The organism is Sphingomonas tagetis, from assembly GCF_024211275.1.
GTDB lineage: Bacteria > Pseudomonadota > Alphaproteobacteria > Sphingomonadales > Sphingomonadaceae > Sphingomonas > Sphingomonas tagetis.
Genome location: NZ_JAMLDX010000009.1, coordinates 60,506 through 83,420, shown reverse-complemented (window position 1 = coordinate 83,420; position 22,915 = coordinate 60,506). Strand labels below are relative to the sequence as shown.

19 protein-coding genes are annotated in these 22,915 nt (G+C 64.2%); 16 read left to right on the top strand and 3 right to left on the bottom strand.

Annotated features, from left to right (window positions below):
• The first annotated feature begins 32 nt into the window (after positions 1-32).
• From M9978_RS12735 to M9978_RS12720, 4 genes are read left to right on the top strand one after another with little or no spacing between them, the layout of a single operon-like run.
• Positions 33-1,034, top strand: a complete 1,002-nt coding sequence (locus tag M9978_RS12735) for a DUF2493 domain-containing protein (protein ID WP_254293763.1) — start codon at positions 33-35, stop codon at positions 1,032-1,034.
• Positions 1,035-1,047: 13 nt separating this feature from the next.
• Entirely contained in the window at positions 1,048-1,296 is a 249-nt protein-coding gene (locus tag M9978_RS23145; protein ID WP_367305094.1) for a DUF6117 family protein, read from the top strand.
• A gap of 49 nt (positions 1,297-1,345) precedes the next feature.
• Complete coding sequence (locus M9978_RS12725; protein WP_254293981.1) at positions 1,346-1,630, top strand: FitA-like ribbon-helix-helix domain-containing protein; 285 nt, start codon at positions 1,346-1,348, stop codon at positions 1,628-1,630.
• Positions 1,627-2,046, top strand: coding sequence for a type II toxin-antitoxin system VapC family toxin (locus M9978_RS12720; RefSeq protein WP_254293758.1), 420 nt, complete (start codon positions 1,627-1,629; stop codon positions 2,044-2,046). The genes M9978_RS12725 and M9978_RS12720 overlap by 4 nt, the downstream gene beginning before the upstream one ends.
• 35 nt (positions 2,047-2,081) lie before the next feature.
• Here the strand turns inward: M9978_RS12720 and M9978_RS12715 are convergent, their stop codons facing one another.
• Positions 2,082-2,549, bottom strand: coding sequence for an SRPBCC domain-containing protein (locus M9978_RS12715; RefSeq protein ID WP_254293756.1), 468 nt, complete (start codon positions 2,547-2,549; stop codon positions 2,082-2,084).
• 445 nt (positions 2,550-2,994) lie between these two features.
• On the opposite strand from M9978_RS12715, the gene M9978_RS12710 reads away from it, so the two are divergent.
• Positions 2,995-3,972, top strand: coding sequence for a DUF2493 domain-containing protein (locus M9978_RS12710; RefSeq protein WP_254293754.1), 978 nt, complete (start codon positions 2,995-2,997; stop codon positions 3,970-3,972).
• 192 nt (positions 3,973-4,164) lie between these two features.
• Here the strand turns inward: M9978_RS12710 and M9978_RS12705 are convergent, their stop codons facing one another.
• Positions 4,165-4,404, bottom strand: coding sequence for a hypothetical protein (locus tag M9978_RS12705; protein ID WP_254293753.1), 240 nt, complete (start codon positions 4,402-4,404; stop codon positions 4,165-4,167).
• A gap of 541 nt (positions 4,405-4,945) precedes the next feature.
• Between M9978_RS12705 and M9978_RS12700 the strand changes: the two genes are divergently transcribed.
• From M9978_RS12700 to M9978_RS12675, 6 genes are all read left to right on the top strand, one after another.
• Positions 4,946-5,242, top strand: a complete 297-nt coding sequence (locus tag M9978_RS12700) for a CopG family transcriptional regulator (RefSeq protein WP_254293751.1) — start codon at positions 4,946-4,948, stop codon at positions 5,240-5,242.
• Positions 5,239-7,278, top strand: coding sequence for a type IV secretion system DNA-binding domain-containing protein (locus tag M9978_RS12695; protein WP_254293748.1), 2,040 nt, complete (start codon positions 5,239-5,241; stop codon positions 7,276-7,278). The genes M9978_RS12700 and M9978_RS12695 overlap by 4 nt, the downstream gene beginning before the upstream one ends.
• The gene (gene mobF / locus M9978_RS12690) at positions 7,275-10,226 is read left to right on the top strand and encodes a MobF family relaxase (protein ID WP_254293745.1); all 2,952 of its coding nucleotides are present in this window, start codon (positions 7,275-7,277) and stop codon (positions 10,224-10,226) included. Before M9978_RS12695 ends, mobF begins: the two co-directional genes overlap by 4 nt.
• A 31-nt stretch (positions 10,227-10,257) precedes the next feature.
• Positions 10,258-10,740, top strand: coding sequence for a lytic transglycosylase domain-containing protein (locus M9978_RS12685; protein WP_367305083.1), 483 nt, complete (start codon positions 10,258-10,260; stop codon positions 10,738-10,740).
• 305 nt (positions 10,741-11,045) lie between these two features.
• Positions 11,046-12,338, top strand: a complete 1,293-nt coding sequence (locus M9978_RS12680; RefSeq protein WP_254293742.1) for a tyrosine-type recombinase/integrase — start codon at positions 11,046-11,048, stop codon at positions 12,336-12,338.
• Between the two features lie 1,381 nt (positions 12,339-13,719).
• On the top strand, positions 13,720-14,046 hold the full coding sequence (locus M9978_RS12675; protein ID WP_254293738.1) for a hypothetical protein: 327 nt from the start codon (positions 13,720-13,722) through the stop codon (positions 14,044-14,046).
• 226 nt (positions 14,047-14,272) lie between these two features.
• Here the strand turns inward: M9978_RS12675 and M9978_RS12670 are convergent, their stop codons facing one another.
• A complete protein-coding gene (locus M9978_RS12670; protein WP_367305093.1) occupies positions 14,273-15,043 on the bottom strand; it encodes an SDR family NAD(P)-dependent oxidoreductase in 771 nt (256 codons plus the stop codon).
• 336 nt (positions 15,044-15,379) lie between these two features.
• On the opposite strand from M9978_RS12670, the gene M9978_RS12665 reads away from it, so the two are divergent.
• The 5 genes from M9978_RS12665 (at position 15,380) to M9978_RS12645 (ending at position 22,905) form a co-directional block, all read left to right on the top strand.
• Positions 15,380-16,522, top strand: coding sequence for a hypothetical protein (locus M9978_RS12665; RefSeq protein ID WP_254293736.1), 1,143 nt, complete (start codon positions 15,380-15,382; stop codon positions 16,520-16,522).
• Positions 16,523-16,590: 68 nt separating this feature from the next.
• Complete coding sequence (locus M9978_RS12660; RefSeq protein WP_254293734.1) at positions 16,591-18,342, top strand: FAD-binding protein; 1,752 nt, start codon at positions 16,591-16,593, stop codon at positions 18,340-18,342.
• Positions 18,343-18,425: 83 nt separating this feature from the next.
• Complete coding sequence (locus M9978_RS12655; RefSeq protein ID WP_254293731.1) at positions 18,426-19,766, top strand: aromatic ring-hydroxylating oxygenase subunit alpha; 1,341 nt, start codon at positions 18,426-18,428, stop codon at positions 19,764-19,766.
• Between the two features lie 164 nt (positions 19,767-19,930).
• The gene (locus M9978_RS12650) at positions 19,931-22,054 is read left to right on the top strand and encodes a 3-hydroxyacyl-CoA dehydrogenase NAD-binding domain-containing protein (RefSeq protein ID WP_254293729.1); all 2,124 of its coding nucleotides are present in this window, start codon (positions 19,931-19,933) and stop codon (positions 22,052-22,054) included.
• A 116-nt stretch (positions 22,055-22,170) separates the two neighbouring features.
• The gene (locus M9978_RS12645) at positions 22,171-22,905 is read left to right on the top strand and encodes a GntR family transcriptional regulator (protein ID WP_254293726.1); all 735 of its coding nucleotides are present in this window, start codon (positions 22,171-22,173) and stop codon (positions 22,903-22,905) included.
• Positions 22,906-22,915 lie beyond the last annotated feature (10 nt).

Below are 22,915 nucleotides of genomic sequence, written 5' to 3'. Positions count from 1 at the left end.
CACTTTTCGCATTGCGTTCGAGGAGAAGGATCATGTCCCGCCAGACCCAAAGCGTCGGCCGCTTCGCCGACCTGAAAGAGCTTTACGCCGAAGCCATCGCCACTCCGGAGTTCCAGGCCGCCTTTGGCGAGCCGTTGGCCCTGTCGATCGTCGAGCCGGGCGAGGCGCCCGGCGAGCATGAGATGCCCGAGCCGATCGCCGCGCAAGCGGATTGCGCGGGGATCGTCGCCACGATCTTCGACCTGTTCACCGGCACGCGGCTTGAGCCCCTCGCTGCGGAGATCGCCTGGGGGTTCGTGAACTCCTTCCATTTCGTCGCGGGCAAGCTCGAGCGTCGTGAGGAAGGGGTCGCACTGGAACTGGGCGATCTTGCCCGTGTGCCCGATTTGAGCGAAATCTACACGCTCGAGGTCGAGGTGAAGCAGCTGCTCTGCCAGTCGCTCGCCGAGCAGCGCGAGGCGATCGAGTGTATGCGCGACTATGCCGCGGAGATGTACCGCGCCTGTTCTGGCTGGCCCTGGTCGCCGACACGCGGAACGCGGGCGTCCTCGGCCTCGTCGGCGAGCCAGATCGCGGCGCAGGATTTCCTGCGCGCCCGCGCGCTGGCGCAGCGCGAGCGGCACTCGCCGCAGGGACCGATCGTGGTCGTGTCGGGTCCGGCGCAATGGCATGACTGGGAGGCGCTCTGGGCGCGGCTCGACCAGATCAAGGCGCGGGTGCCGCACATGACCCTGGTCACGACCGGCCAGCGCAAGGGCGTCGATGCGATCGCGGCGGCCTGGGCAGCGCGGCCCGGCACCAATGTGCCGGTGGTCGCCTATGGGCTCTATGGCACCGGCAAGAAGGTCGCGTTCACGCGCAACCGCAAGCTGGCGGAGCTGAAGCCGGTCGAGGCGGTGCTGTGCGAGGGGTCGGGGCTTCAGGCCAATCTCTACCAGCTGCTGCGGCAGGCCGATGTGCCGATCCACGCTTTCAGGAAGGCGGATCAGGGCACCGAAGCGGCGGCGCTGCCGCGCTCGCGCCGCGCGGCCTGACGGGAGACCTGAGATAGCAATTCCCGACGCCTATATCCGCAACTTCCGGACGATGATGTGCGCCGCCGCCAATGGCGATCTGTCGCTGATGGAGTGCATGGATGCCGTGACCGGCGAACCGCGATATGTGCTTTGTGCCGTGTCGCTGCAGGGCAATGATTATGTGATGACCCCATTCGGCCATCTCCATAACGGCAATCCCTATGAGGCCTATGTGCCGCCTGGCGGATCGCGGCTGGAGGCGCCCGCGCCGCCGGGATGACTATTCGGTGAGAAGGCCCGGCGTAGCCTGGCGTTCATCATTGATTGATATGCAATCAATGATTAATATGAGAGGAAAGGAGGCTGGCATGGCGAGCATGACGATCCGCAATATCGATGACGCGCTGAAGTCGCGGTTGCGCGTTCAGGCGGCGCGCCATGGCCGTTCGATGGAGGATGAAGCGCGCGATATTCTTCGTGCTGCGCTGTCGGCAGGGTCGGGCCGGACCACCCATATTGTCGACCGCATCCGCGCCCGTGTCGCAAGCGTCGGCGGCGTCGATCTCGCGGAAGTTCCGCGTGAGCCGATGCGGGAACCGGTCGATTTCTCATGATCGTCGTCGACACCAATGTGGTGTCGGAACTGTTGCGCCCGATGCCCGCGCCTGAAGTGCTTGACTGGCTGCGAGGCCAGCCAAGCACCTCGCTGTTCATCACCACCGTCACGCACGCAGAAATCAGGTTCGGCATCGCAATTCTCGCAGCGGGACAGCGGCGCGACGCACTGGACGCACTTGCGAGTTCGATCCTGAATGAGGACTTTGCTGGCCAGAGCCTGACGTTCGACGAGGTGGCAGCGTCTTTCTTCGCGACAATTGCCGCGGACCGACGATCTCAGGGTAGACCAATCAGTCAGTTCGATGCCCAGATCGCGGCGATCACGCGTTCGCGAGGGGCGACATTGGCGACCCGCAACATCCGCGACTTCACCGATTGCGGCATATCCCTTGTCAATCCATGGCAACCTTAGGTTTGCGGACCTGACGTTCGATATGCGGCGGATGATTATTCGGTGAGAAGGGCGAGCTTGCGCAGCGAACTCGCCATTCCGGCTTCATGATCGGCTTGCTCTATGCCGGGCGGGACATGGTCGGCGACCATGATTACCTTCGTGCCGTCCGCCACCGGTGCGAAGCTGGTCGTGAGGCGCATCTCGCCGTCGAACGCGGGATCGTCGGAGGTGAAGGTGACCAGCTCGACGATCCGTTCCTCGGCGGCCAGCTCGGCGAATCGAACCTCGACCACGTCGCTGTCGGAGCTGGTCTTGCCCAGGCCCGGCTCGGGATAGCGCAGCACCATGCGATAGCCGCCGCCCGGCCGCGGATCGAATGCAGCGAGGGTCGCGGTCATGCCTTCCGGTGCGCGCCATGAGGCGAGCATCTCGGGATCGACAAAGGCCCGGAACAGGTTCCGTGGCGAAGCGAGAATCACGCGCGAGGCGCTATGCGCCAGCGCATCCAGTTCGATGGTCACGCAAACACCCCTGTTACGCGTGGCGGCGACCTAGCCGTCGCACTCAGGTTTGGGAGAACATCGCCGTTCCGGCAATGTGATTCGTTGAGTTCGGCAACGATTCGTCGCAACAGGTTTCCGCGCGAGCGGGAGCCTGTCGTCATTTGGGGCGGGTGTTTCGCCTGGGGCCGATGGTCTGACGGGGGCATCGAGCCCCCGCCAGACCAGCCTCTTCTCTTCTCTCAAGTCGTCTTAGGGTGGCACGGGGACGCGCCGGCCTCAAGGACGGCGGGGCCCCACCATTTTCACTGGCGGATCGGGCCGGTGGGCATTGCCGCGAGCGTCGTGGCCGCCAGAGAAAATCGTGACCCCCACCGCCGCTCACGCGGTCGGGCTGCGCCCGATCCTTGACCCCGCCGCTCGGCGCCCGTGCCGGAAAAATGACCTCTTCTAGAAGGAGGTTCAAATGACCAAAATTGTACGTTCCATCCGCAGCTTCACCGAGATCGCCGACCTCATTGCGGCGGAGACCGCGGCGCCGAGCGACGGGTTCGCCGCGGCGTTCAGCGAGACCATTGACGGGTTCCGGATCGATGCCGGGACGGATGTCACCGATGCGGGAATGCCCGACCCGCGCGAGGTCGAGCTTGCGACCGAGATGGTGGTTCGCACGCTGTTCGACGTACTGCGCGACACGCGGCTGGAGAGCCTTGCCGACCGGTTCGCCTGGGGGATCGTGCACAGCTTCCATCGGGTCGCGGGGCAGCTGGAGGGCGAGGCCGACAAGGCGGCGTCGCGGATCAAGGAGTTGATCCGCGATGCCGATGGCAGTGAGGTGATGATGGCCGAGCTGGAGGAGGCGCAGCTGCTCTGCCACTCACTCGACGAAGCGGTGGATGCGGCAGCTTGCATGCGGGATCACGCCGCAGCCACTTACCATGCCGAGACCGGGCGGCCCTGGTCAGCGCCGCGCGGGTCGCTGGTGTCGAGCAAGCGCACGGCGTCGGTGGTAGCAGCCGCCGACTTCCTCGCCGCGCGGCGCCAGCGCCGGGCCGAGGCGCATGCGCCGCAAGGGCCAGTGGTGATCTTCTCCGGGGGGCAGGTATGGGAGGATCACCGCCAGCTCACCGCGGCGCTGGACTCGGTCAAGGCGCGCATCCCGGGACTTGTGCTGGCGACCACTGCGCAGAACAAGGGTTGCGATGCGATTGCCGCTGCCTGGGCCGCGCAAACGGGCACGCCGCTGATCGCGTTCACGCTCAACCGCAAGCTCGGGCAACGCGCCGGGTTCGCGCGCAACGAGCAACTGCTGGGACTGAGGCCCGTGGAAGCACTGGTGTGCGAAGGGTCCGGGTTGCAGTCGCATCTGGCGCGGCTGGTGCGGGCGGCGGGTGTTCCGGCGCAGTTCTTCCGGCTGGCGGGACAGAGGCGTCAGGCGGCGTGAGAGCAAGGGGACCGGTTCGGGATTTTCCCGGACCGGTTTTCTTTTTTGTGAGGGTGGAGGTCGCCCCGCTCAGGGACCCCTGCGGGGCCCGTCGCGGGGCGATGCTGCATCCCCCGGGTGGGGGATGCAGGCCTCCTGCGCGCGGCTCCGCCGTGCTCGTCGCAGGGACGCCCCTTCGGGGCGGCTTATGCGTCAGGCAGACGCGGGAGGGAGTGCCTTGAGCGCGGCGATGGCTGGGCTGCCGCCGGTGCGGATCGCCTGGCCGATCAGGTCGCGAAACTCCCTCTCGCTGATCCGCTCGACGGGGAGGTCGGTGAGCATCGCACCATATCTTGCGCGCAGGGTTCGGCGCACGGTCTCGGCTTCCTCGGCGAGCGCGCGCTGGCGCTTGTCGAGTTCGGCAAGTTTCTCACGGTCGGACTTCGAGGGCATTGCGATCTCCTTCTGGATCGTCTGCCCGCCAGGGTCTGTTTCGCATGATGAGGGAGGGTCCGCAATGGCCCGATGAGGGAGGGCCGGCTGTCGCCGGCGTCTCATTGAAGCACCCCTTCGGGGAGCCCCGCGCCTTCCGGCACGAGGCTGCGCAGCGCAGCAAGGCGCTGCGAAGACAGGACGCACGCCCGAGGGCGTTTGTAGCACCGTACGCACGGGTGCTGCGGAATATGCCGCATATTCTACAGATAGTTACTGGCAACTACTTGTAGTCTGTTGAAACGCCAAAGTGTCCGACATGTCATACGCTGATTTGGGTAGTCCCCGCGCAACATGCGGTGCCGGAAGGATATAATCATGTCCGACACGTCGGTCGTATGCCGATGACAGTGTCATCGGCGTCCCGATGACGCTGTCATCGGCCACCTTGTGTGCGCCGTAGGTGCCAGACCGGCATTTCAGCGCCCTGACCGGTGCGCGGGGATCGACGTGCGGGTACTAAGGTCAACGCCAAGGCGGGCAGCTCAAGACGGAGACTGCTATGCCCGTGGTGTCGATCCGGATGGATGAAGAGCTTCATCGCAAGCTGCGGCTGCGCGCCTATGGCGCCAATCTCAGCCTGTCCAAATTCCTGCAGCCGGTCCTCGACGAGGCCGCCACGCCGGGTAGCAAATACCCCTTCAGCAGCAATGACGAGATCCTTGCGATCGCCATCCAGATATTCGCCCTCCTCTCCGAGGCCGCGCTCCATCTGTCGCCCGACCTCCCCCACAAGGCGATCGGTCGAGCCCGCGTGTTGCTCGCCGAGCGCGGCCTGCTCGGCGAGAACGACCGATGAGCATCTTCCGCAACGACACGCTCGGCTCTTGGACCCGGGGCGGGCAGGCGATCGTCCACAATGTCCGCATGACGACCCAGGTCTTTTACCAGACCATGCTGGCCGGCCTGGTCATCTGGGTGATGGGCACGGGCTGGTACGCGTTCGAGAAGTCGACGCCCTATGAGCGGTTCGTGCTCGTCAAGCTCGGCCAGGCCGCGGTTATGGGCGACGCGGTGCCCGGCAACGCCGCACCGATCCTGTTCGAGACGCCGACCGGCCAGCGCTACTGGACCAACCCGGAGCTGTTGCTCAAGTCGAACCTCGCCCGCAGGACCCTGCGGCGGTTCGAAGCCAATCTCCTGCGTGGGGCTATGATCGCCGGCGTTTTCACCCTCGCGATGCTGGCTTGGGCCTGGTTCTATTTTACGCGCATGGGGCGGGGGCTCGGCTCTAACCAGTTCCTGCGCGGCGCCCGGTTCGGCAGCGCGCGGCAGGTCCGCCGGGCGCTGTGGCGCTATGCGCGCGGCAGCTTCGCGATCGGCGGCGTGGCAGTGCCCGAGAGCTTCGAGCCGGAGCATATCCTGATCTGCGGTGCGCCTGGAACCGGCAAGACCAACATCATCGTGAAGATGCTCGCCGGCATCCGCGAAAACCGCCGCCGGGCGATCGTCTATGACACGGCCGGGACCTTCGTCGAGAAATTCTACCGCCCGGGCATCGATGTGATGCTGAACCCGCTCGACCTGCGGTCCGACCGCTGGATCCCGTGGGTCGATGTGCCCCATGAGTATCAGTACGACCAGATCGCGGAGTCGACGATCCCCGACAAATTGGGGGACCCGTTCTGGGCGAAGTCCGCTCGCGGCACGCTGGTCGCGGTGCTGCGCAAGCTCGCCCGGCAGGAGCGCACGCTGGTCTCGGTCCTGCTCGACACGCTCGTACGATCCAAGCTCAAGGACCTCGCTTCGTTCGCGCAGGGAACCGAGGCGGCGGCGTTCATCAGCCTGGAAGGCGAGCGAACCTCGGCCGGCATCCAGGCCGAGCTTGCTTCGGTCATGCGCAGCTTCTCCTATCTCGACGATACCGAGGACGGCTTCTCGATCCGCGACTGGGTGGCGAACGAGAAGGACGACAGCTGGCTGTTCGTCACGGTGAAGGCGGACCAGCTGCCCTCGCTTCGTCCGCTGATCACGGTCTGGCTCGATATCGCAATCTCGGCGATCATGAGCCTGTCCGCCGACCGCAACCGGCGTCTCTATTGCGTGATCGACGAGTTGCCGAGCTTGCAGAAGTTGCCGTCGCTGTCCGACTTCCTCGCCCGGGCGCGCAAATATGGCGGCTGCGGCATCCTCGGATTCCAGAGCTATCCGCAGCTCGAAGCGACTTACGGCATTCAGGATGCGGCCGCGATTACAGGCTATTGCTCGACCTGGGTGGCGCTTCGCGCCAACGACACCCCCACCGCCAAGCATGTCAGCGAGAATCTGGGCCAGGTCGAACAGATCGAAGCCAATGAGGGCATGTCCTATGGCGTGAACGATATGCGGGACGGGGTGAACCTTTCCCGGATGCAGGTGACGCGCCCGCTGGTGCTCCACACAGAGGTCACCAATCTCCCGAACCTCACCGGCTATCTCCGGTTCGGTCGCAACCTTCCGGTGGTCCGCTTCCAGGACGTCTATCATGCCATGCCGTCGATCGCGGCGGCGTTCGAAGAGCGGGTTGATCCGCCGGTTCGGCTCCACCTGAAGGAGGTGCCGCCCGAACCCGCATCCGTACCGACCCCGGCTGTCCAACCCAAGCGCCGAATACGACGCCGTTCGAACACAGCGCAGGGCCCCGAGCTTCCGCTGGAAGAGCGCGCGACGGTCGAAGCCGCCGAGCCTCGCGACCTTCCTGATGACTGCGCAGCCGAAGCAACCGCGGTGCCTGCGGCGCCGGATAGCGATCCAGCGCCGGCCCCGCTGCTCATGCTCCACGGCAGTTCAAACGGGTTCCGGCTGCGGCAGCATGGGCGGCAGGGTGGGGCGCGCGGCCCGGCGAGGCCGGCATGATCCATCCCCGCCGCCTCAAGGGCACCGCTGCCAATATTGCCCGCTATTACTCGGTCGGAGATTATTACACGAAAGGCGCCGGCGAAGGGTCAGAATGGGGCGGCGCACTTGCGGCTGAACTAGGGCTGCAAGGGACCGTCGATCGGGTGCAGTTCCAGCAGTTGCTTGCTGGCAAGATCGGCGATCAGCAACTCGGACGTCATGGCAAGGATGGCGCGATCGAGCACCAACCGGGCTGGGATTTTGCGGTCAGCGCGCCGAAATCGGTCTCGATCATGGCGCTGGTCATGGGCGACGATCGCATCGCTCAGGCTCATGAGCGTGCGGTCGGCACGGCGCTAACCTATCTCGAGGAGCATGCGATGCTGCGCCATCGGATGGCGGGCGAGATCGTGCATGAGACGACCGGCCGCCTCCTGTTCGCGCGCTTCACTGAGCACGCTTCGCGCGAGCTCGATCCGCATCTCCACACCCATGTCGTCGTGCTGAACATGACAAATCGGGAAGCGCATGCGCCGATGGCGAGCCTCGAGACTCGTGCAATGTATGCCGAGCAGATGACCGCCGGGCAGGTCTATCGCAACGACCTGGCGCATGGGTTGCGGGAACTGGGCTATGGCGTCGATCGCGATCCGCGCTCCGGTCTGTTCGAGATCGCGGGCGTTCCCCGAGACCTCATCACGCAGATGTCGCAGCGGGCCGAACAGATCGACGCGCACGCGACCGAGCATGGGCTGACGGGGCAAGCGGCTCGGCGCGTCTCCTTCTACGAAACCCGCGGCGCGAAGGAGAAACTCGGCGTCGAATCGCTGCAATCCCGCTGGACCGGGCGAGCTGCCAATCACCTAGAGGGGCTGGACGCCGTTCGGGACCGGGCGTCGAGTCAGGCAGGTCAGGTGATCGTGCCTGACCCCGCTACTTCGGCGCGCGCGATGCTGTTCGGGATTCGCCAGGCGGAAGGCCGCGAGGCTGTCAGTAATCTTGGACAAATGCTGCGTCTTGGGCTGTCATCGCATTTGGGTGAAGTCCGTCTCGAGGATATCCGACCGCTTGCCGAGACCCACCTTGCGCGGCGAAAGCTGCTCGAGACGCGCGAACAGACCGGCGACGCCGTTCTCACGCGCGGTCGCACATCGCGTCGCACGGCACGGCTCGAACTGGCGCTGTCGGAGCATCTCGCGCTGGCGCTCAACGATGCGAAACCTTTGGCCTCGCCCGAGCGGCTGCAGGAGGCGAGCGCGGACGCCGGGCTCACTCCGGCCCAGCAAGCCGCGCTCATCCATCTCGGTACATCGGTCGACCGTGTGCTTGGCGTGCATGGCGTCGCAGGTGCGGGTAAATCGACATTGGTCCGGGCATTGCGCGAAGCGGCGGGCGATGACTTGGAGCTGGTCGCACTGGCGCCGACCTCCTCGGCCGCTGCCAACCTTGGCCTGACTGCGGGTATCCCATCGCGTACCGTCGCGAGCTTGCTCGCCACCGGCGGCCGGGACCTCGACGACAGCCATGTGCTCGTCCTCGACGAGGCCGGCCAGCTCGGCAACCGCCAAGCGCTCCGCATGCTGGAACTGAGTCGGGTCACCGGAGCCCGGCTGATCCTGCTCGGCGACAACAAGCAGACCGGCGCCATCGAACAGGGCAAGCCATTCTGGCTGATGCAGCAGCTCGGGCTGTCGAAGGCGATCCTGACCGAATCGGTGCGGCAGGAAACGCGCTCGATGAAGGCGGCGGTGACTCACGCTCGGTCCGGTGAATACGCGGCGTCGCTCGCCAGTCTTGATCGGGTGGTCAGCGGCAGCAACGCCAACGATCTCGCCAAGGAACTGGTTCACGAATGGACGCGGCTCAAACCCGAGAACCGTGCCCATACCAACATTCTCGTTCTGGAAAATGCCACCCGGCTGATCGTCAATGCCGAGGTGCGCAAGGCGCTCAAGGCCGAGGGTGTCGTCGCCGCGGAAGATAGCCGGCTCGAGGTGCTGACGCCGGCCGGCATGACCCCGCAGGAAAAGCAGTTCGCGCGTTTCTACTCGGGCGGGCAGGTGGTCACCTTTTCGCGCGCCAACGCCGGGCTGGGGATCATGAACGATGCCGAGTATCGCGTGCTCGGTATCGCACGCGGACCCGGTGGGCGGCAGGTTGTTCAACTTGTCGATGAGCACGGCCGGACGATCAGCTGGGACCCGCGGCTCGGGCGCGCATCGCAGGTCAACGTGTTCCGGTCCGAACAGCGCGATCTCGCGCAGGGCGACCGCATCCAGTGGCGGCTCGTCAACCATGATCTTGGGATTCGTAATGCCGAGCGCGGGACGGTTCAGGCACTCAGCGGCGCCATGGCGACGATCCGCTGGGATTCGGATGGTAGAGTCCAGCAGATAGACCTCAGCGAGCATAAGAGCTGGGATCACGGCTACGCCGAGACCGTCTACTCGGCTCAGTCCAAGACCTACGACCGGGTCTACGTCCTCGCGCCGGTCAACTCACCGCTCGTCACCGGCCAGAACTATTATACGGCGATCACGCGTGCGCGGTTCGGCGTCAAGCTGTGGACCGAGGACGAGAAGCGCCTCGTCGACAAGCTCGACCGGCGGTCGGGCGAGAAGAGGTCGGCGCTGGAAGGTCTGGGGCGCCTCGACCGCAGCTCGGTGCGTGAGCGTGAAGCGCGTCATGGCGAGCGTTGGAGTCGGCTTCGTAGTGAGCAACAAGCTGACCGCCAAACCCGGAAAGCCGAACGGGCGGCCCGGGACGAAGCCCGTCCGGGCGCCGATATTCCGCTTCCCACACAGTTGGCCAGGCGTGCCGCGAAAGCGGCCGGCGCGATGGATCGATGGCTCGCCTCTCTCATAAAGTCCTCCGAGCACATCCAGGATCATGAGGCGAGCGCCCCGGAGCAGGTCCGGCGCTTGGAACAGGAACGCGCCGATAGAGGTCGCGGCTATGACCGGTAATCCGCGGAGAGCTCTCGGCATCGCGACTGCGTTGGCGTTGCTCGCAGCTGGATCAGCCGAGGCGAGCACCCGGTCCAGCAGCCGCGAGGGTCAGGAGCGATTGATCGCCCAGTGTATCCGGGAGGCGTCCGACAAACGGGCCTGGTTGGAAAAGACCCTGTGGGGGTTGCGGGACCAGGAAGCCGGCTGGGTCGGTGCCGAGATCGCGAATCGCGACGGCAGTCACGATTTGGGGCCGCTGCAGATCAACAGCTGGTGGATCCCCAAGCTCGCCGCCGCGACGGGGAGGTCGCCCAGTAGCATTCGCTGGTGGCTCAAGCATGACGCGTGCTTCAACGTCAGGACCGCGCGCTGGATATTCCTGTCGGGCCTCGCCGTAACTGGCGATTATTGGAAGGCGGTCGGCGCTTATCACAGCCCAACAAATTGGAGGCAGCGGCGGTACGCATTTGCCGTTGCCAGGCGGATGCAATGGCGCGCGGTGCATTCTGCTCCGGTCGTACCTCGGCAGTGACCCAGCTTAACGGTCGCGGACTGCCGCCCATCTTCTTGTTGAGGATCGACGGGAGGGTAGGAATGGTGCCGGTTGCAGGAATCGAACCCGCGACATCGAGTTTACAAATGCGAAGGTCAGTCGCAACGGAAGCACTTGAAAAACCTAGAGTTTTGCCGCCTCTGCGGCACCATTTTGCGATCACGGGCACAAATACGGACACATTCGTCGGACTGGACGAGACAATTGGGGACAGGGGAGGACTCTCGTTGTGCCCGCGGTGTGCCCGTGAATAGCCTGAAGCCGCAAGCGATGCCGGGTTTCAAATGGCACAGAGAGTCAACCTTACACCGACGAATATCGATAATTTGCGTATCGGGAGTTTGAGTGATCCGCGCACGCCGGGTCTTTACATTGAGATCCAGACCGGACGCGGGCGGTTGCTGCGCATATGGAAGTATCGACGTCGCATCGCCGGTGGCAAAACCTCCCATAAAGCGACGCTCGGACCTTTTCCGGCGCACACCATCGCCGACGCACGCGACTGGGCAAATAAGCTCAACTTAAGCATAGAAAAAGGCATTGATCCGATTGCCACGAAGCGCGAACACCTAGCTGCATCAATTCCGGTATCTGATGCTCATGCGCTCTATATGGATGAAATCAACGCGGGAACCCGCCGCAAGCTGAAACCGCGCACAATTGCTGACAAAGAGAAGATTTGGGCTAGCGACCTGAAGGCTGCGATCGGCCATCGGATATTGCAGGAGATTACAGAAGACGATCTGTGGTCGATTGTGCTGGCTAAGGGCCGCAAGGCACCGATCCGCGCGAACCGCCTCGCGGCCGAACTCAAGGTTTTCATGAAGTGGTGTGCAAGCCGGGCAGGGAGGGAGGCCGGCGTCCGCCTAAAGGCCAGCCCGGCAGCGACACTGGATGCCTATTACTTCCCGTCGCGGCCCCGGGCGCGCTTTCTCAGCCATGAGGAGCTATCTTGGTTTCTCCAAGCGTTGGCGGTTGAGGAACGAGTGTATCAGAGAGCGCTCCTGCTTCTCCTGCTTACCGGGTGTCGCAAAGAGGAGGTATTGGCTGCGCCGGCGTCCGAGTTCGTGGCCGACGTTTGGTCTATTCCTTCCGAGCGAACGAAAAACTGGCAGGTCCACCGAATCCCGCTTTCACCTTGGGCGTGCTCGCTCAGCAGAACCAATTCAGAGTGGCTCATCCCGTCCGAACGCGTCGATGGCCCAATGATCTGGGGCTGGTACAAGATTCTCTCGCGGATAAGAGTTCGAATGGGCGAGCTGGGCGGACGAGCGGTTGAACATTTCACTCTGCATGACCTGCGCAGAACGATGCGCTCAAACACTAAGCGGTTGAAGATTGATCTGGAAACGGCCGAAGCGATGCTCAATCATAAGAAAAAAGGACTGGAGGAAATTTACGACGGCTATGATCTCTTCGATGAGAAGCGAGAGGGTTTTGCCAAATGGGAGAGTTTTCTTGTCAGCCTGGCGGTCACTTCGAGGGTCGAGGTGGAGCTTTCCATTCCGGATGAATCCATACAGTCTTGCGGTGTACAGCCCGACCATCAAGCCAATCTTCAACTTCAACTTTTCTGAACACCGGCGATCCGGCTGGACGCATTTCGGTAGGGAATGATGGGTCCGGTCGGGCACGCAACCTGGTGAGATGGCGGACAGACATACACGCAAAGTCGGCGAACTCCTCGAGCGTAAGGGTTGGCCTCTCCCAATAGCGATCTCGAACCACTAAATTTTCCGGTGCCCAGAGTTGCCTACGCACCCTTACAGGCGGTACGAGAACGGACAATCATACGGGCAATTAACTGCAGGTTTCGCAGTCGCTATATCATTTGAGGCCACGTCAGGCCTCTATCGATCACCGGTGGCGTTTGGCGCTGCCCCGACCGCAGTGAGCGTCGCTAGCATCCATGTTAGGCCGCGCTCGTTTTCGCCGTGAGAGGGCTCGTGAAAAACGCTCCTGGACACCCTTGTATCGGTGAAAAATCAATAGCTTATGGGTATGATGTCCATCCGCATCCCGTGCAATATGAGCGGGTATATTAATAGATTTGGACCCGCGCCGAGCCGCCTATGCCACGCCGTCTTGTCGAGATCCGCATCAAAACGCAGCTTCCGCACCAAGCTCAAGGTCCAGAAAAAGCCCTATTGGCGCCTCATCAGCGAGGGCTTCCATGTCGGCTATTTCCGCGGCGCCACCAAAGCCTCTTGGGTGGCCCGGCTGCACGCTCGCGAGAAGCCTGGCTACGAAACGTCAGTGCTCGGCGAAACCGACGATATCGCGACAGCCAATAGCGAGGACGTTCTCGACTGGACGCAGGCGCTCGACAAGGCGCCCGCCTGGAGGGCGCTGCTAGAGCAAAAGGTGACACATGTGATCCTGATATCACGGTCGCCAGCGCGCTGGCATCCTATATCGCGCGCCGCGATGTGCGCCGCTCAAGCCAGGCTGGGCGCGCCTTGCAGTCGGACGCGCACTACCGCCTCACCAGCTATGTCCTCCAGAATAAGCGCCTCGCGGGGATCGCGCTCAAGGACCTTTCCGAAGCCGACCTCATCGCCTGGCAACGCGGTCCGCGTGCGATCCGCCCAGCCACATGCCCGCGCCTCGCCAGCGACTTCAAGGCTGCATTGAACGCTGCCTATGCCATGCACCGCAAGGTACTGCCGCGCGATTTCCGACCACCATCCGGTTTGGCCTCACCATGGAAGCGCGGGAGGTCACGATCGCGCGTGCCCGTGAAAACCAGATTCTCGCCGACGATCAGGTTCGCAACGCCATCGCTGCCGTTCGCCAGATTGATGAGGACTTCTGGCGGCTGGTTCTCGTTCTGGCATCGACCGGCGCTCGGTTCGCACAGGTTCAGCGCATGTGCGTGGGAGACGTGCAGGCAGCGCAGGGGCGGCTGATGGTGCCGCAGTCGTTCAACGCGGCCGGCGGCAGGTGGAGTATATCCGCGTGGCGGTTGGCACCAACGTCATCGCCGCGCTGGCGCCGGCAATCGAGGGCCGACCCCTCAGCGCGCGCCTGCTCGAGCGGTGGCGTTACCGGCAGATGAAGCAGCAGCAGTGCCGGCAGGCGGGCATCGTCTTGGACAAGGATACCCGCGGCGCGTGGAACAATGCGGCCGAGATGACCCGCCCCTGGCGAGAAGTTGTCGCCGCGGCCGAGCTGCCGGCTTCGACCATTCCGTATGCGTTGCGGCACAGTTCGATCGTCCGAGGTCTGCGTGCCGGATACCGATCCGTCTGGTCGCCGCTTTGCACGACACCTCGGTTGCCATGATCGAGCGGCCCTATACGCGCTGGATTACGGAAGGTCTTGAGGAACTGGTCGCGCGAACCGTAATTCCTGTGGCCAAAACTCTGACCTCAGGCTCGCCAGGGGCCTCACTTCGTTGCCAATCTCGGATGAAATGCGGCAGCCAGCAGGCTCGGCTAGCCAGCTTCCTATAAAAATGGCTAACGTGCCTTAGTTACCCGATAAAGTCGCAGCTTTTCGCGGCGTCAGTTCATGGCCGCTCACGAAAGGCGACGCCGGTCAGTGGCGCGATTCCCTCAACACCGCCATCCACGGCGAGCTGCACGCCGTTCACGAAGCGTGCCTCATCACTCCCCAGGAACAGCGCGGCCTGCGCGACGTCCCAGGCATCGCCCTCCAGGCCGAGCGGGCCGACCTTGCGCCGGGCCTCGCGCATCTCGGCGGGTAGATGACGCATGGCCATCGGCGTCATCATGTGCCCGGGCGCAAGCGTGTTCACCCGAATGCCCTGGCGCCCGTGCAGGACGCCGACTTCGCGCCCAAGCTGACGCAGTGCCGCCTTGGCCGGGCCATAGGCCAGCGCCCCCATCGTGCGCATTCCGGAAAGGGAGGAGATGTTGACGACGTTGCCGCCGCCCGCCGCCGCCATCCGCGGCACCGCGGCGCGCATCATCAGCATCGCCGATGTGAGATTCGCGTCGATCTGCCGGCGCCACGCCGCCAATGTCACGTCTTCAAGGTTCAGCGGCCCCGCCATCCCCGCATTATTGACGAGGATGTCGAGCGCGCCGAACGCGCTGTGCGTTTGTTCGACGGCATGTTCGCAATCCGCCTCGGCAGTCACGTCGCCGCCAAGCGCGAGCGCCCGGCCACCGTTCGCCGCGATCGATTGGGCAGTCGCCCGCGAGCGTGACTCGTCCAGATCGAGACACGCGACGCTCGCGCCCTCCGCCGCAAACAGCCCCGCGATCGCCCGGCCGATGCCGACATCGTCGCCTTCGGCACCGGCGCCGGTAACGATTGCTACTTTGCCTTCGAGTCGTCAGCTAGATCGCTTGGGCTGGGGCATCGGTGCTCCTGAGATTATTCAACAGCCGGCTCGGGCCTTGTCTGGACGTCATCGCGTGCTGCGCCGTTGGGCACAACAGCAGCCGACTCGCGCTTGAAAGCCCGCCCAGCCGAACATGCAACTCGCGTGACCGTTCGGCGGCGATGGCTGATTTGCAACCGGCGCGCCACGCCCATTGCATAAGCGATATTGGGGGGTGGCCGCTATACTCGGCCGAAGGCCTGTCACAGATCAGCCATGTGATGGAAGCGGCGGTGAACGCGCTATCGTACCAGACCAGGAGGCAGCATGAGCGGCGAGTTCAGCGACAAGTACAAATCGATCGTCCATTCCCATCAGGCGATCGCGCTGGAGGACGAGGGGACTCATTTCGAAGCGCTGGCCAAGCCTTCTACCGAAACCGATTTCTGGGAGGAGACGGCGCTTGGCGTCGTCGGCGAGTCGGGTGAGAATGACGTGCTGCTCTGGGCGGCCGGCTATGTGCTGGCGGCTAACGGCCAGGGCATCTGGGGCGAGGGCATCACCGCTGAGCGCGAGATCCAACTGATCGTGGTGCCCAAGTCGCAGCGCGGCACGATGAGCGACAATAATTTCCTGCGCGTTGGCTGGACGCCGAGCGAGCGGATGAGCCTCGACAAGCTCAAGGTGACTGCCGGCGACGATTCGGTGACTTGGGACTTCAACGGTCTGCAGTTCGTCGCCGCGCCGCCGCGCTGGGCCTTGCAGGGAAGCGCGGGCGGGGCGCAGTTCGACCTCAGCTATGAGCAGAAGGGCACGCCGCTCTGGAACTGGGGACCGTTCGCGGACGCCGCGAAGGGCGATCGCGCGGGCTATGACGTGTTCGTCGACGTCAACGGGACGATCACGACGCCGGAAATGACGCTCGAACTGACCAGGGGGTATGGCGTGCGCGAACACATCATCACGGGTCAGTCGAACGATCCAGTGAAGAACCTGCCCGCGCCGAACTGGATGTGGTGGCTTTATTCGATCGAGGGCGACGTCAAGGTCAATTTCTTCCAGATCAACGACGCAATGCAGATCGGTTTCGTCAAATATGGCGAGCAGGAACAGGTCAATTTCGGCACCCATGGAGGCCCGGACCAGTCGATCGCGTTCAAGGTGACCGAGAAGTGGGAAGATCCCCGCACCGGCATGAACCTGCCGGTGAAGTGGCGGCTGGACATGGACAATAGCGGCTGCAAGGTCGCGGTCGATATCGCCGCGCATGGCCGGGCCTACAGCCATTGGCCGACCGCGCACGGCACGCGCATGTATTGCTATCTGCTGTCAACGATGACCGGCACGGTCGAGCTGCCCGATGGCCGGGTGATCGAGCTGAAAGAGCATCTGACGGTCAATTCCTTCTGCCGGACCGTCCTGACGGCCGGCGAGACGCTGGCCGGCGCCGCGCCGAAGCGGCCGGGCTGAAGCGCAACTGTGGGTGATGGCCCGGGCGGCAGCCGCTTCGGCCAGTGTAGGTCAACAGGAGAATCGTGGTGTCTGCCAATCCTTCGCTCGCCCCGGAATATGATCTGCTCGTGGTCGGCTCAGGCGGCGGGTCGATGGCCGCTGCGGCGGTGGCCCGTCGCATGGGCAAGCGCGTCGCGATCCTCGAAAAGCGCGAGAAGATCGGCGGCTCGACCAGTTTCTCCGGCGGCGTCTGGTGGATCCCCGACAATCACCTGTTGAAGGCTGCGGGCATCGATGACAGCTTCGGCAAGGCGCGGCGTTATTTCGACAGCACGGTGACCTATCAGGGGCCGGCGGTTACCGCGGCGCGCCGTGATGCGTATCTGGCCGCCGCGCCGAGGATGCTGCGCTACCTGGTCGGGCTTGGCCTGAAGGTGCGCCGCCCCGCCGATGACTGGCCGGACTATTACGACACCAACCCCGGCGGCTTGCCGGAGGGCCGCTCAGTGATGCCCGAGCCGTTCGACCTGCACGAACTCGGCGAGTGGGAACAGCATATGGCGCTGTACGAGCCGGGCTCGATGCTGCCGCTGGGTGCGGACGAATTCCCGACGCTGTTCCTGATGAAGCGGACGATGGCGGGCAAATTGAAGGCCGCGAAGCTGGGTATGCGGATGGCGCGCGACAAGCTGCTCCGTCGGCGCACGGTGGCGAATGGCGGCGCGATTCAGGGGCGGATGCTGCAGATCGCGCTGCACGAAGGCGTGGAAGTCCACCGCGAGACGCCGTTCCGCCGCTTTCTGGTGGAGGAGGGGCGCGTGGTCGGCGTGGTCGTCGAGCGGGACGGGCGCGAGCAGGAGGTGCGCGCGCGGTCGGGGGTGATCGTCAATGCCGGTGGCTTTTCGCGAAACGCGGCAATGCGCCAGGCGGTGAGCACGCGGGGACCGGTCGGCGCGGACTGGACCAACGCCAATCCCGGCGACACGGGCGAGACGGTGCAGGCGATGATCGATCTGGGCGCCGCGACCGACTGCCTCGATACGGCGTGGTGGATCGTCACCTCGCGCAACACCGACGGCAGCTGGCCCGAAGGCGCGACGTGGAAGGACGGGACGCTTTACCCCTTCATGCACCACCTCGATCTCAGCCTGCCATTCTCGATGATGGTCGATCAGGATGGAAGGCGGATCGCCGATGAATCGGGCGCTTACATGGAAATCGGCGAGCGTATCTATGACCGGCAGCAGCAAACCGGGCGCGCGATCCCGGCATGGATGATCTTCGACGCGAGGCATCGCGAACGCTATCCATGGGGGGCAATGCCGCCGGGCAAGACGCCGCAAAGCTGGCTCGACAGCGGCTATATGAAGAAGGCGGACTCGCTGGAGGCGCTTGCGGCGCAGTGCGGGATCGATGCCGCAGGCCTGCAGCAGGAGGTGTCGCGCTATAATGGTTTCTGCCGGACCGGAGTGGACGAGGATTATGGCCGCGGCAGCCGTGCGTTCGATCGCGCGCATGGCGATCCAACCGTCACGCCCAACCCCAACATGGGCGCGATCGAGCAAGGGCCGTTCTATGCCTGCGCGATCTATCCCGGTGATGTCGGGACTGCGGGCGGCGTCGTGACCGACGAATTCGCCCGCGTCCGCCGCGAGGATGGCAGCGAGATCCCGGGACTGTACGCAGTCGGCAATTCGACCGCGTCGCTGTTCGGTCGCTGCTATCCGGGCGCGGGCGCGAGCATCGGTGCGTCGTTCACCTTCGGCTATCTGGCAGCGCATCACGCCCTCGGGTCGGACGAACTCGGAAAAATCCTGGAGCCGCCTGAGGACGCTTGAAAGGGTGAGCCGACACTTGATATGCTGTCATAACAACGAGCGCGTGTGGGCTGTGTCTTTCCTGCGCCGCGAAGGAGAGAGACATGGCGACTGCAGTGGATAATCGTCCGCGCGACATCATCAAGGTTGCAGCTGAAAACTACACCTCGGCCGAGTTCGCCCGCCGGGAAAAAGAGCATCTCTGGCCCAAGGTCTGGCAGGTCGCCTGTCGCGAAGAGCAGATCCCCAATACCGGCGACTATATCGTCTATGACATCGCGGACGACACCATCATCGTGACGCGTGCGCGCGACGGCGGGATCAAGGCGTTCTTCAACGTCTGCCCCCATCGCGGCCGCCGGATCATGGAAGGGTGTGGCCATGCGGTGAACTTCCGCTGCGGCTATCACAACTGGACCTTCGGGCTCGACGGCAAGAATGTCGCGGTGCAGGATCGCGAGGATTGGGTCGGCACGCTCGACAGCGAGAACCTCAATCTCGTCGAGGTGAGGACGGGGACATGGGGCGGGTTCGTGTTCATCAACATGGACCCCGATTGCGAGAGCCTCGAGACGTTCCTCGGCGTGATCCCGGAATATCTCGACCCGTTCGAGTTGGGGAATATGCGTTTCCGCTGGTCGCTTGAGCTCAGCATCGACTGCAACTGGAAGGTCGCACTCGAGGCGTTCATGGAGGCGTATCACGTCGCCGCGACCCATGCGCAGCTGCTCGACACGCAGGGCGAGGATCGCACCTCGAGCTTCGCGCACGGCAAGCATGCCCATTTCGGCTATTGGGGCGCGGAATATTTCATCGGCGAGCCCTCGCCCCGCCTCAAGAAGCAGCGCCCGAAAGATGTCCGTCCCGGCGTCGTCGACTTCTTCCGCCAGATGGAGGAGACGTTCGGGGCGATCTTCACCGACCGCGACTATGAAGCGGCCAAGCAGATCATGGAGCATATCCCCGCCGACGCCGACCCGATGACGGCGTTCGGCGCCGCGATCGAATTCGGTCGCCAGGCGGCGATCGCGGACGGCTGTGGCTATCCCGAGGGACTGACCTACGAAGCGCTGGCCAAGGCCGGCACCGGCTGGCACATTTTCCCCAATTGCCAGACCTTGCCCTATTTCGACGGCGCCGTGTGGTATCGCGCGCGGCCTGACGGCGACAATCCCGACAAGTGCATCTTCAACATCTGGTCGCTCAAGCGCTATGCGCCCGGCAAGGAGCCCAATGTCGAGCATGAAAAGCATACCGACCTGACCGGCAAGTCGTTCGGCCTGATCGTCGACCAGGACGTGGCCAACATGAAGGAAGTGCAGAAGGGACTGAAGTCGCGCGGCTTCGCTTATGCGCGACCGAATCCTTTGCAGGAGGTGGCGATCGCCAACTTCCACCGCACGTTGGAGCAATATGTGCTGGGGCAGGCGCGCTCCGGATCTTGAGCCGTTCGGCGCGCTGTCGTTGGTGCGTCGGCGGCACAGCGCGGCACGGCCGCTTGCGGGGGTTTGGATATCGAGGAGACGATGACGAGCGTCCGGCTGATTACGAGCGGCAACGGGCACGCTATCGCCGTTCAATCTGATCGAGTTCGCACAGCCGAGGTAGCATGTCCCAGGATCCCGAAACCGCTGTTCGCTATCAAGTGGTCGACGAGGTCGCGGTCCTCACGATCGACTTTCCGCCGGTCAATGCGCTCGGCGCGCCGATGCGCGAGGGGATGGTACGGCGGCTGGAGCAGGCCGGCGAGGATGCTTCGGTCAAGGCGATCGTCGTGATCGGCGCCAACGACCGGTTTGTCGCGGGGGCGGACATTCGCGAGTTCGGCAAGCCGCGGGTCGGCCCGACGCTTCAGCGGATCCAGGGGCTGATGGAAACGAGCGTGAAGCCGGTGGTGTGCGCGCTTGACGGTCACGCGCTGGGCGGTGGGCTGGAACTCGCGCTTGCTGCTCCGTTCCGGATCGCCGCCGTGCGCGCCAAGGTGGGCCTGCCGGAAGTGACGCTCGGACTCCTCCCGGGCGGCGGCGGTACACAGCGGATGACGCGCATGGTGGGGCCGGACGTAGCGCTCGACCTCATCCTGTCGGGCCGGCACATATCCGCAACCCAGGCTCTGGACCTGGGCATCGTCGATGCCGTGACTCAGGGCGATTTGCGCATGGACGCCATCGCATTTGCCAAGGCGAAGGCGGCAGAGGGCGGCCCATTCCCCAAGGCGATCGAGCGTGAGGACAAGGTCGCCGGGACCGATCGCGCGCTGTTCGAGCAGACGCGCGCCGCCAATGCCAGGAAATGGGCCGGCACGGTGGCGCCGTTCAAGATCGTCGATTGTGTGGAAGCTGCCTCCACGATGGCGCCTCGCGCTGGCCTAGAGTTCGAGCGCGAAGCGTTCGAGCTGTGCCTGAATGCCCCCAGCCGTGCGGCGCAAGTCCATCTGTTCTTCGCCGAGCGTGAAGCGGCCAAGGTCATCGGCCTCGATCCGGCGGTACGCCCGCGCGACATTCGTAAGGTCGGCGTGATCGGGGCCGGCACGATGGGCGGCGGCATCGCCATGTCGGTGATCAATTCAGGACTGAACTGCGTGCTGCTCGACGCGACGCAAGAGGGTCTCGACGCTGGCCTCGACAAGGTGCGGGGCAACTACGCCACCTCGGTCAAGCGCGGATCGCGAACGCAGGCACAGATCGATGCCGCGCTCGCGCTGCTGTCGACCAGCCTCGATTATGCTGCGTTCTCCGATTGCGACATCGTGATCGAGGCTGTGTTCGAGAATATGGCGATCAAGCAGGAAATCTTCGGCAAGCTCGATGCGGTGTGCAAGCCTGGCGCGGTGCTGGCGACCAACACCTCGGCGCTCGATATCGATGAAATCGCGGCGGCGACGAAGCGGCCTCAGGACGTGATCGGCACGCACTTCTTTTCGCCGGCCAACGTCATGCGGCTGTGCGAGAATGTGCGCGGCGCAAAGTCGTCGGACGAGACGATCGCGACCGTCATGGCGTTTGCGAAACGCATCGGCAAGGTGCCGGTGCTGGCCGGCAATTGCGAAGGCTTTATCGGCAACCGTATCCTGAAGATCTATGGTCAGGAAGCTGACCTGATCCTGGAAGAGGGCGCGACGCCGTGGCAGGTGGACAAGGCGCTGAAGGGCTTCGGCTTTCCGATGGGGCTGTATTTGATGCGCGACATGTCCGGGCTCGATGTCGGCTGGCGCATGCGCCAGGGCCGGATCGAAGCCGGCGCACTCGATACGAGCAGTGCGGAATATCCACCGCTCGCCGATCAGCTGTGCGAGGCGGGGCGGTTCGGTCAGAAAACCGGTGCGGGCTATTATCGCTATGAAGGCCGCGACGCGACGCCGGATCCCGAAGTCGAGCAAATACTCGCCACGATTGCCCAGAAGAAGGGCACGCCACGGCGCAGCTTCACGGACGAGGAGATCGTCGAGCAGATCCTGTCGGCGATGGTCAACGAAGGCGCGAAGATCCTTGAGGAAGGGATCGCGCAGCGCAGCAGCGACATCGATGTGACCTATATCTACGGCTATGGCTTCCCCAAGCATCGCGGCGGGCCGATGTTCTGGGCCAGCCAGCTGGGGCTGGGGCGCATCCTGGAAGTCGTTCGTGCGAATCATGCCCGCTTCGGCGATCGCTGGAAACCGGCCCGCCTGCTCGAGGCGCGAGTCACGGCGGGTCAGGACTGGGACGGAAAGCCGGTTGCTTCGGCCCGCTAGATGCGTCGGGGACCGGAACGCGTTGGTGGCGAGCGAGTTGACGAATGGCGCCGGCCTTCTCTACCTCTGGACATAAGGGATCGGGACAAGTGCATGCGGTTTCCAGGGCAGCGACGATGAGCAAGGCCGCGAAGCTGACCGCCGGCCCGATCCCGCTGTACCATCAACTGGAGCAGGAACTGCGGCGGCGCATCGACGGCGAACTGGAGCCGGGCAGTCCCCTGCCGAGCGAAGACCGGATCTGCGAGGAATATGGCGTCAGCCGCATCACGGTGCGGCGTGCGCTGGAGGAACTGACGCGCGAGGGGGTTATCTTCCGCAAGCGCGGGGTGGGGTCGTTCGTGGCCGAATCCACGCACGGCATGAACAGCCAGCTGACGGGGTCGCTGGCCGAGTTCCTCAACGCCGCGTCGTTCTTGCGTACGATGTTGCTCAGCCAGTCCGAACGCTTTCCGCCGGCCGCCGTGCGAAAGTTGTTCGACCTTTCCGCCGGGGAGCGCGCGACGAACCTGAAGATCCTGGGATCGCTTGACGAGGAAGGCCCGGTCGCGTTTTTCGACATGTGGTTTCCCGAGGAAATCGGATCAAGAGTGGATGTTTCACAATTGGGCGCGATGGTGCCGGTCATACGCTTGGTCGAACGGGCATTGAGCATCCGCATCGTGCGCGCCGAGCAGATCGTCGAAGCCGACCATGCGGGTGAGGAAGCGGGCGACCACCTCGGCATCGCACCCGACACGCCGATCCTGCGTGTCCGGCGCGTCTATTATGATGCCTCGAACACGCCGGTAGAGGTGGCGCTGGCGCGGTATCATCCCGACCGCTACCGCTACGCGATCGATTTCCGTTAATCCGGCTCGT

What these genes read in the sequence shown, in the direction of transcription:
- M9978_RS12700 (WP_254293751.1), top strand. Translation starts at nt 4,946, where the DNA reads ATGCCCGTGGTGTCGATCCGGATGGATGAAGAGCTTCATCGCAAGCTG.
- M9978_RS12695 (WP_254293748.1), top strand. Translation starts at nt 5,239, where the DNA reads ATGAGCATCTTCCGCAACGACACGCTCGGCTCTTGGACCCGGGGCGGG.
- M9978_RS12705 (WP_254293753.1), bottom strand. Translation starts at nt 4,404, where the DNA reads ATGCCCTCGAAGTCCGACCGTGAGAAACTTGCCGAACTCGACAAGCGC.
- M9978_RS12710 (WP_254293754.1), top strand. Translation starts at nt 2,995, where the DNA reads ATGACCAAAATTGTACGTTCCATCCGCAGCTTCACCGAGATCGCCGAC.
- M9978_RS12725 (WP_254293981.1), top strand. Translation starts at nt 1,346, where the DNA reads ATGCAATCAATGATTAATATGAGAGGAAAGGAGGCTGGCATGGCGAGC.
- M9978_RS12720 (WP_254293758.1), top strand. Translation starts at nt 1,627, where the DNA reads ATGATCGTCGTCGACACCAATGTGGTGTCGGAACTGTTGCGCCCGATG.
- mobF (WP_254293745.1), top strand. Translation starts at nt 7,275, where the DNA reads ATGATCCATCCCCGCCGCCTCAAGGGCACCGCTGCCAATATTGCCCGC.
- M9978_RS12650 (WP_254293729.1), top strand. Translation starts at nt 19,931, where the DNA reads ATGTCCCAGGATCCCGAAACCGCTGTTCGCTATCAAGTGGTCGACGAG.
- M9978_RS12665 (WP_254293736.1), top strand. Translation starts at nt 15,380, where the DNA reads ATGAGCGGCGAGTTCAGCGACAAGTACAAATCGATCGTCCATTCCCAT.
- M9978_RS12655 (WP_254293731.1), top strand. Translation starts at nt 18,426, where the DNA reads ATGGCGACTGCAGTGGATAATCGTCCGCGCGACATCATCAAGGTTGCA.
- M9978_RS12645 (WP_254293726.1), top strand. Translation starts at nt 22,171, where the DNA reads ATGAGCAAGGCCGCGAAGCTGACCGCCGGCCCGATCCCGCTGTACCAT.
- M9978_RS12735 (WP_254293763.1), top strand. Translation starts at nt 33, where the DNA reads ATGTCCCGCCAGACCCAAAGCGTCGGCCGCTTCGCCGACCTGAAAGAG.
- M9978_RS12680 (WP_254293742.1), top strand. Translation starts at nt 11,046, where the DNA reads ATGGCACAGAGAGTCAACCTTACACCGACGAATATCGATAATTTGCGT.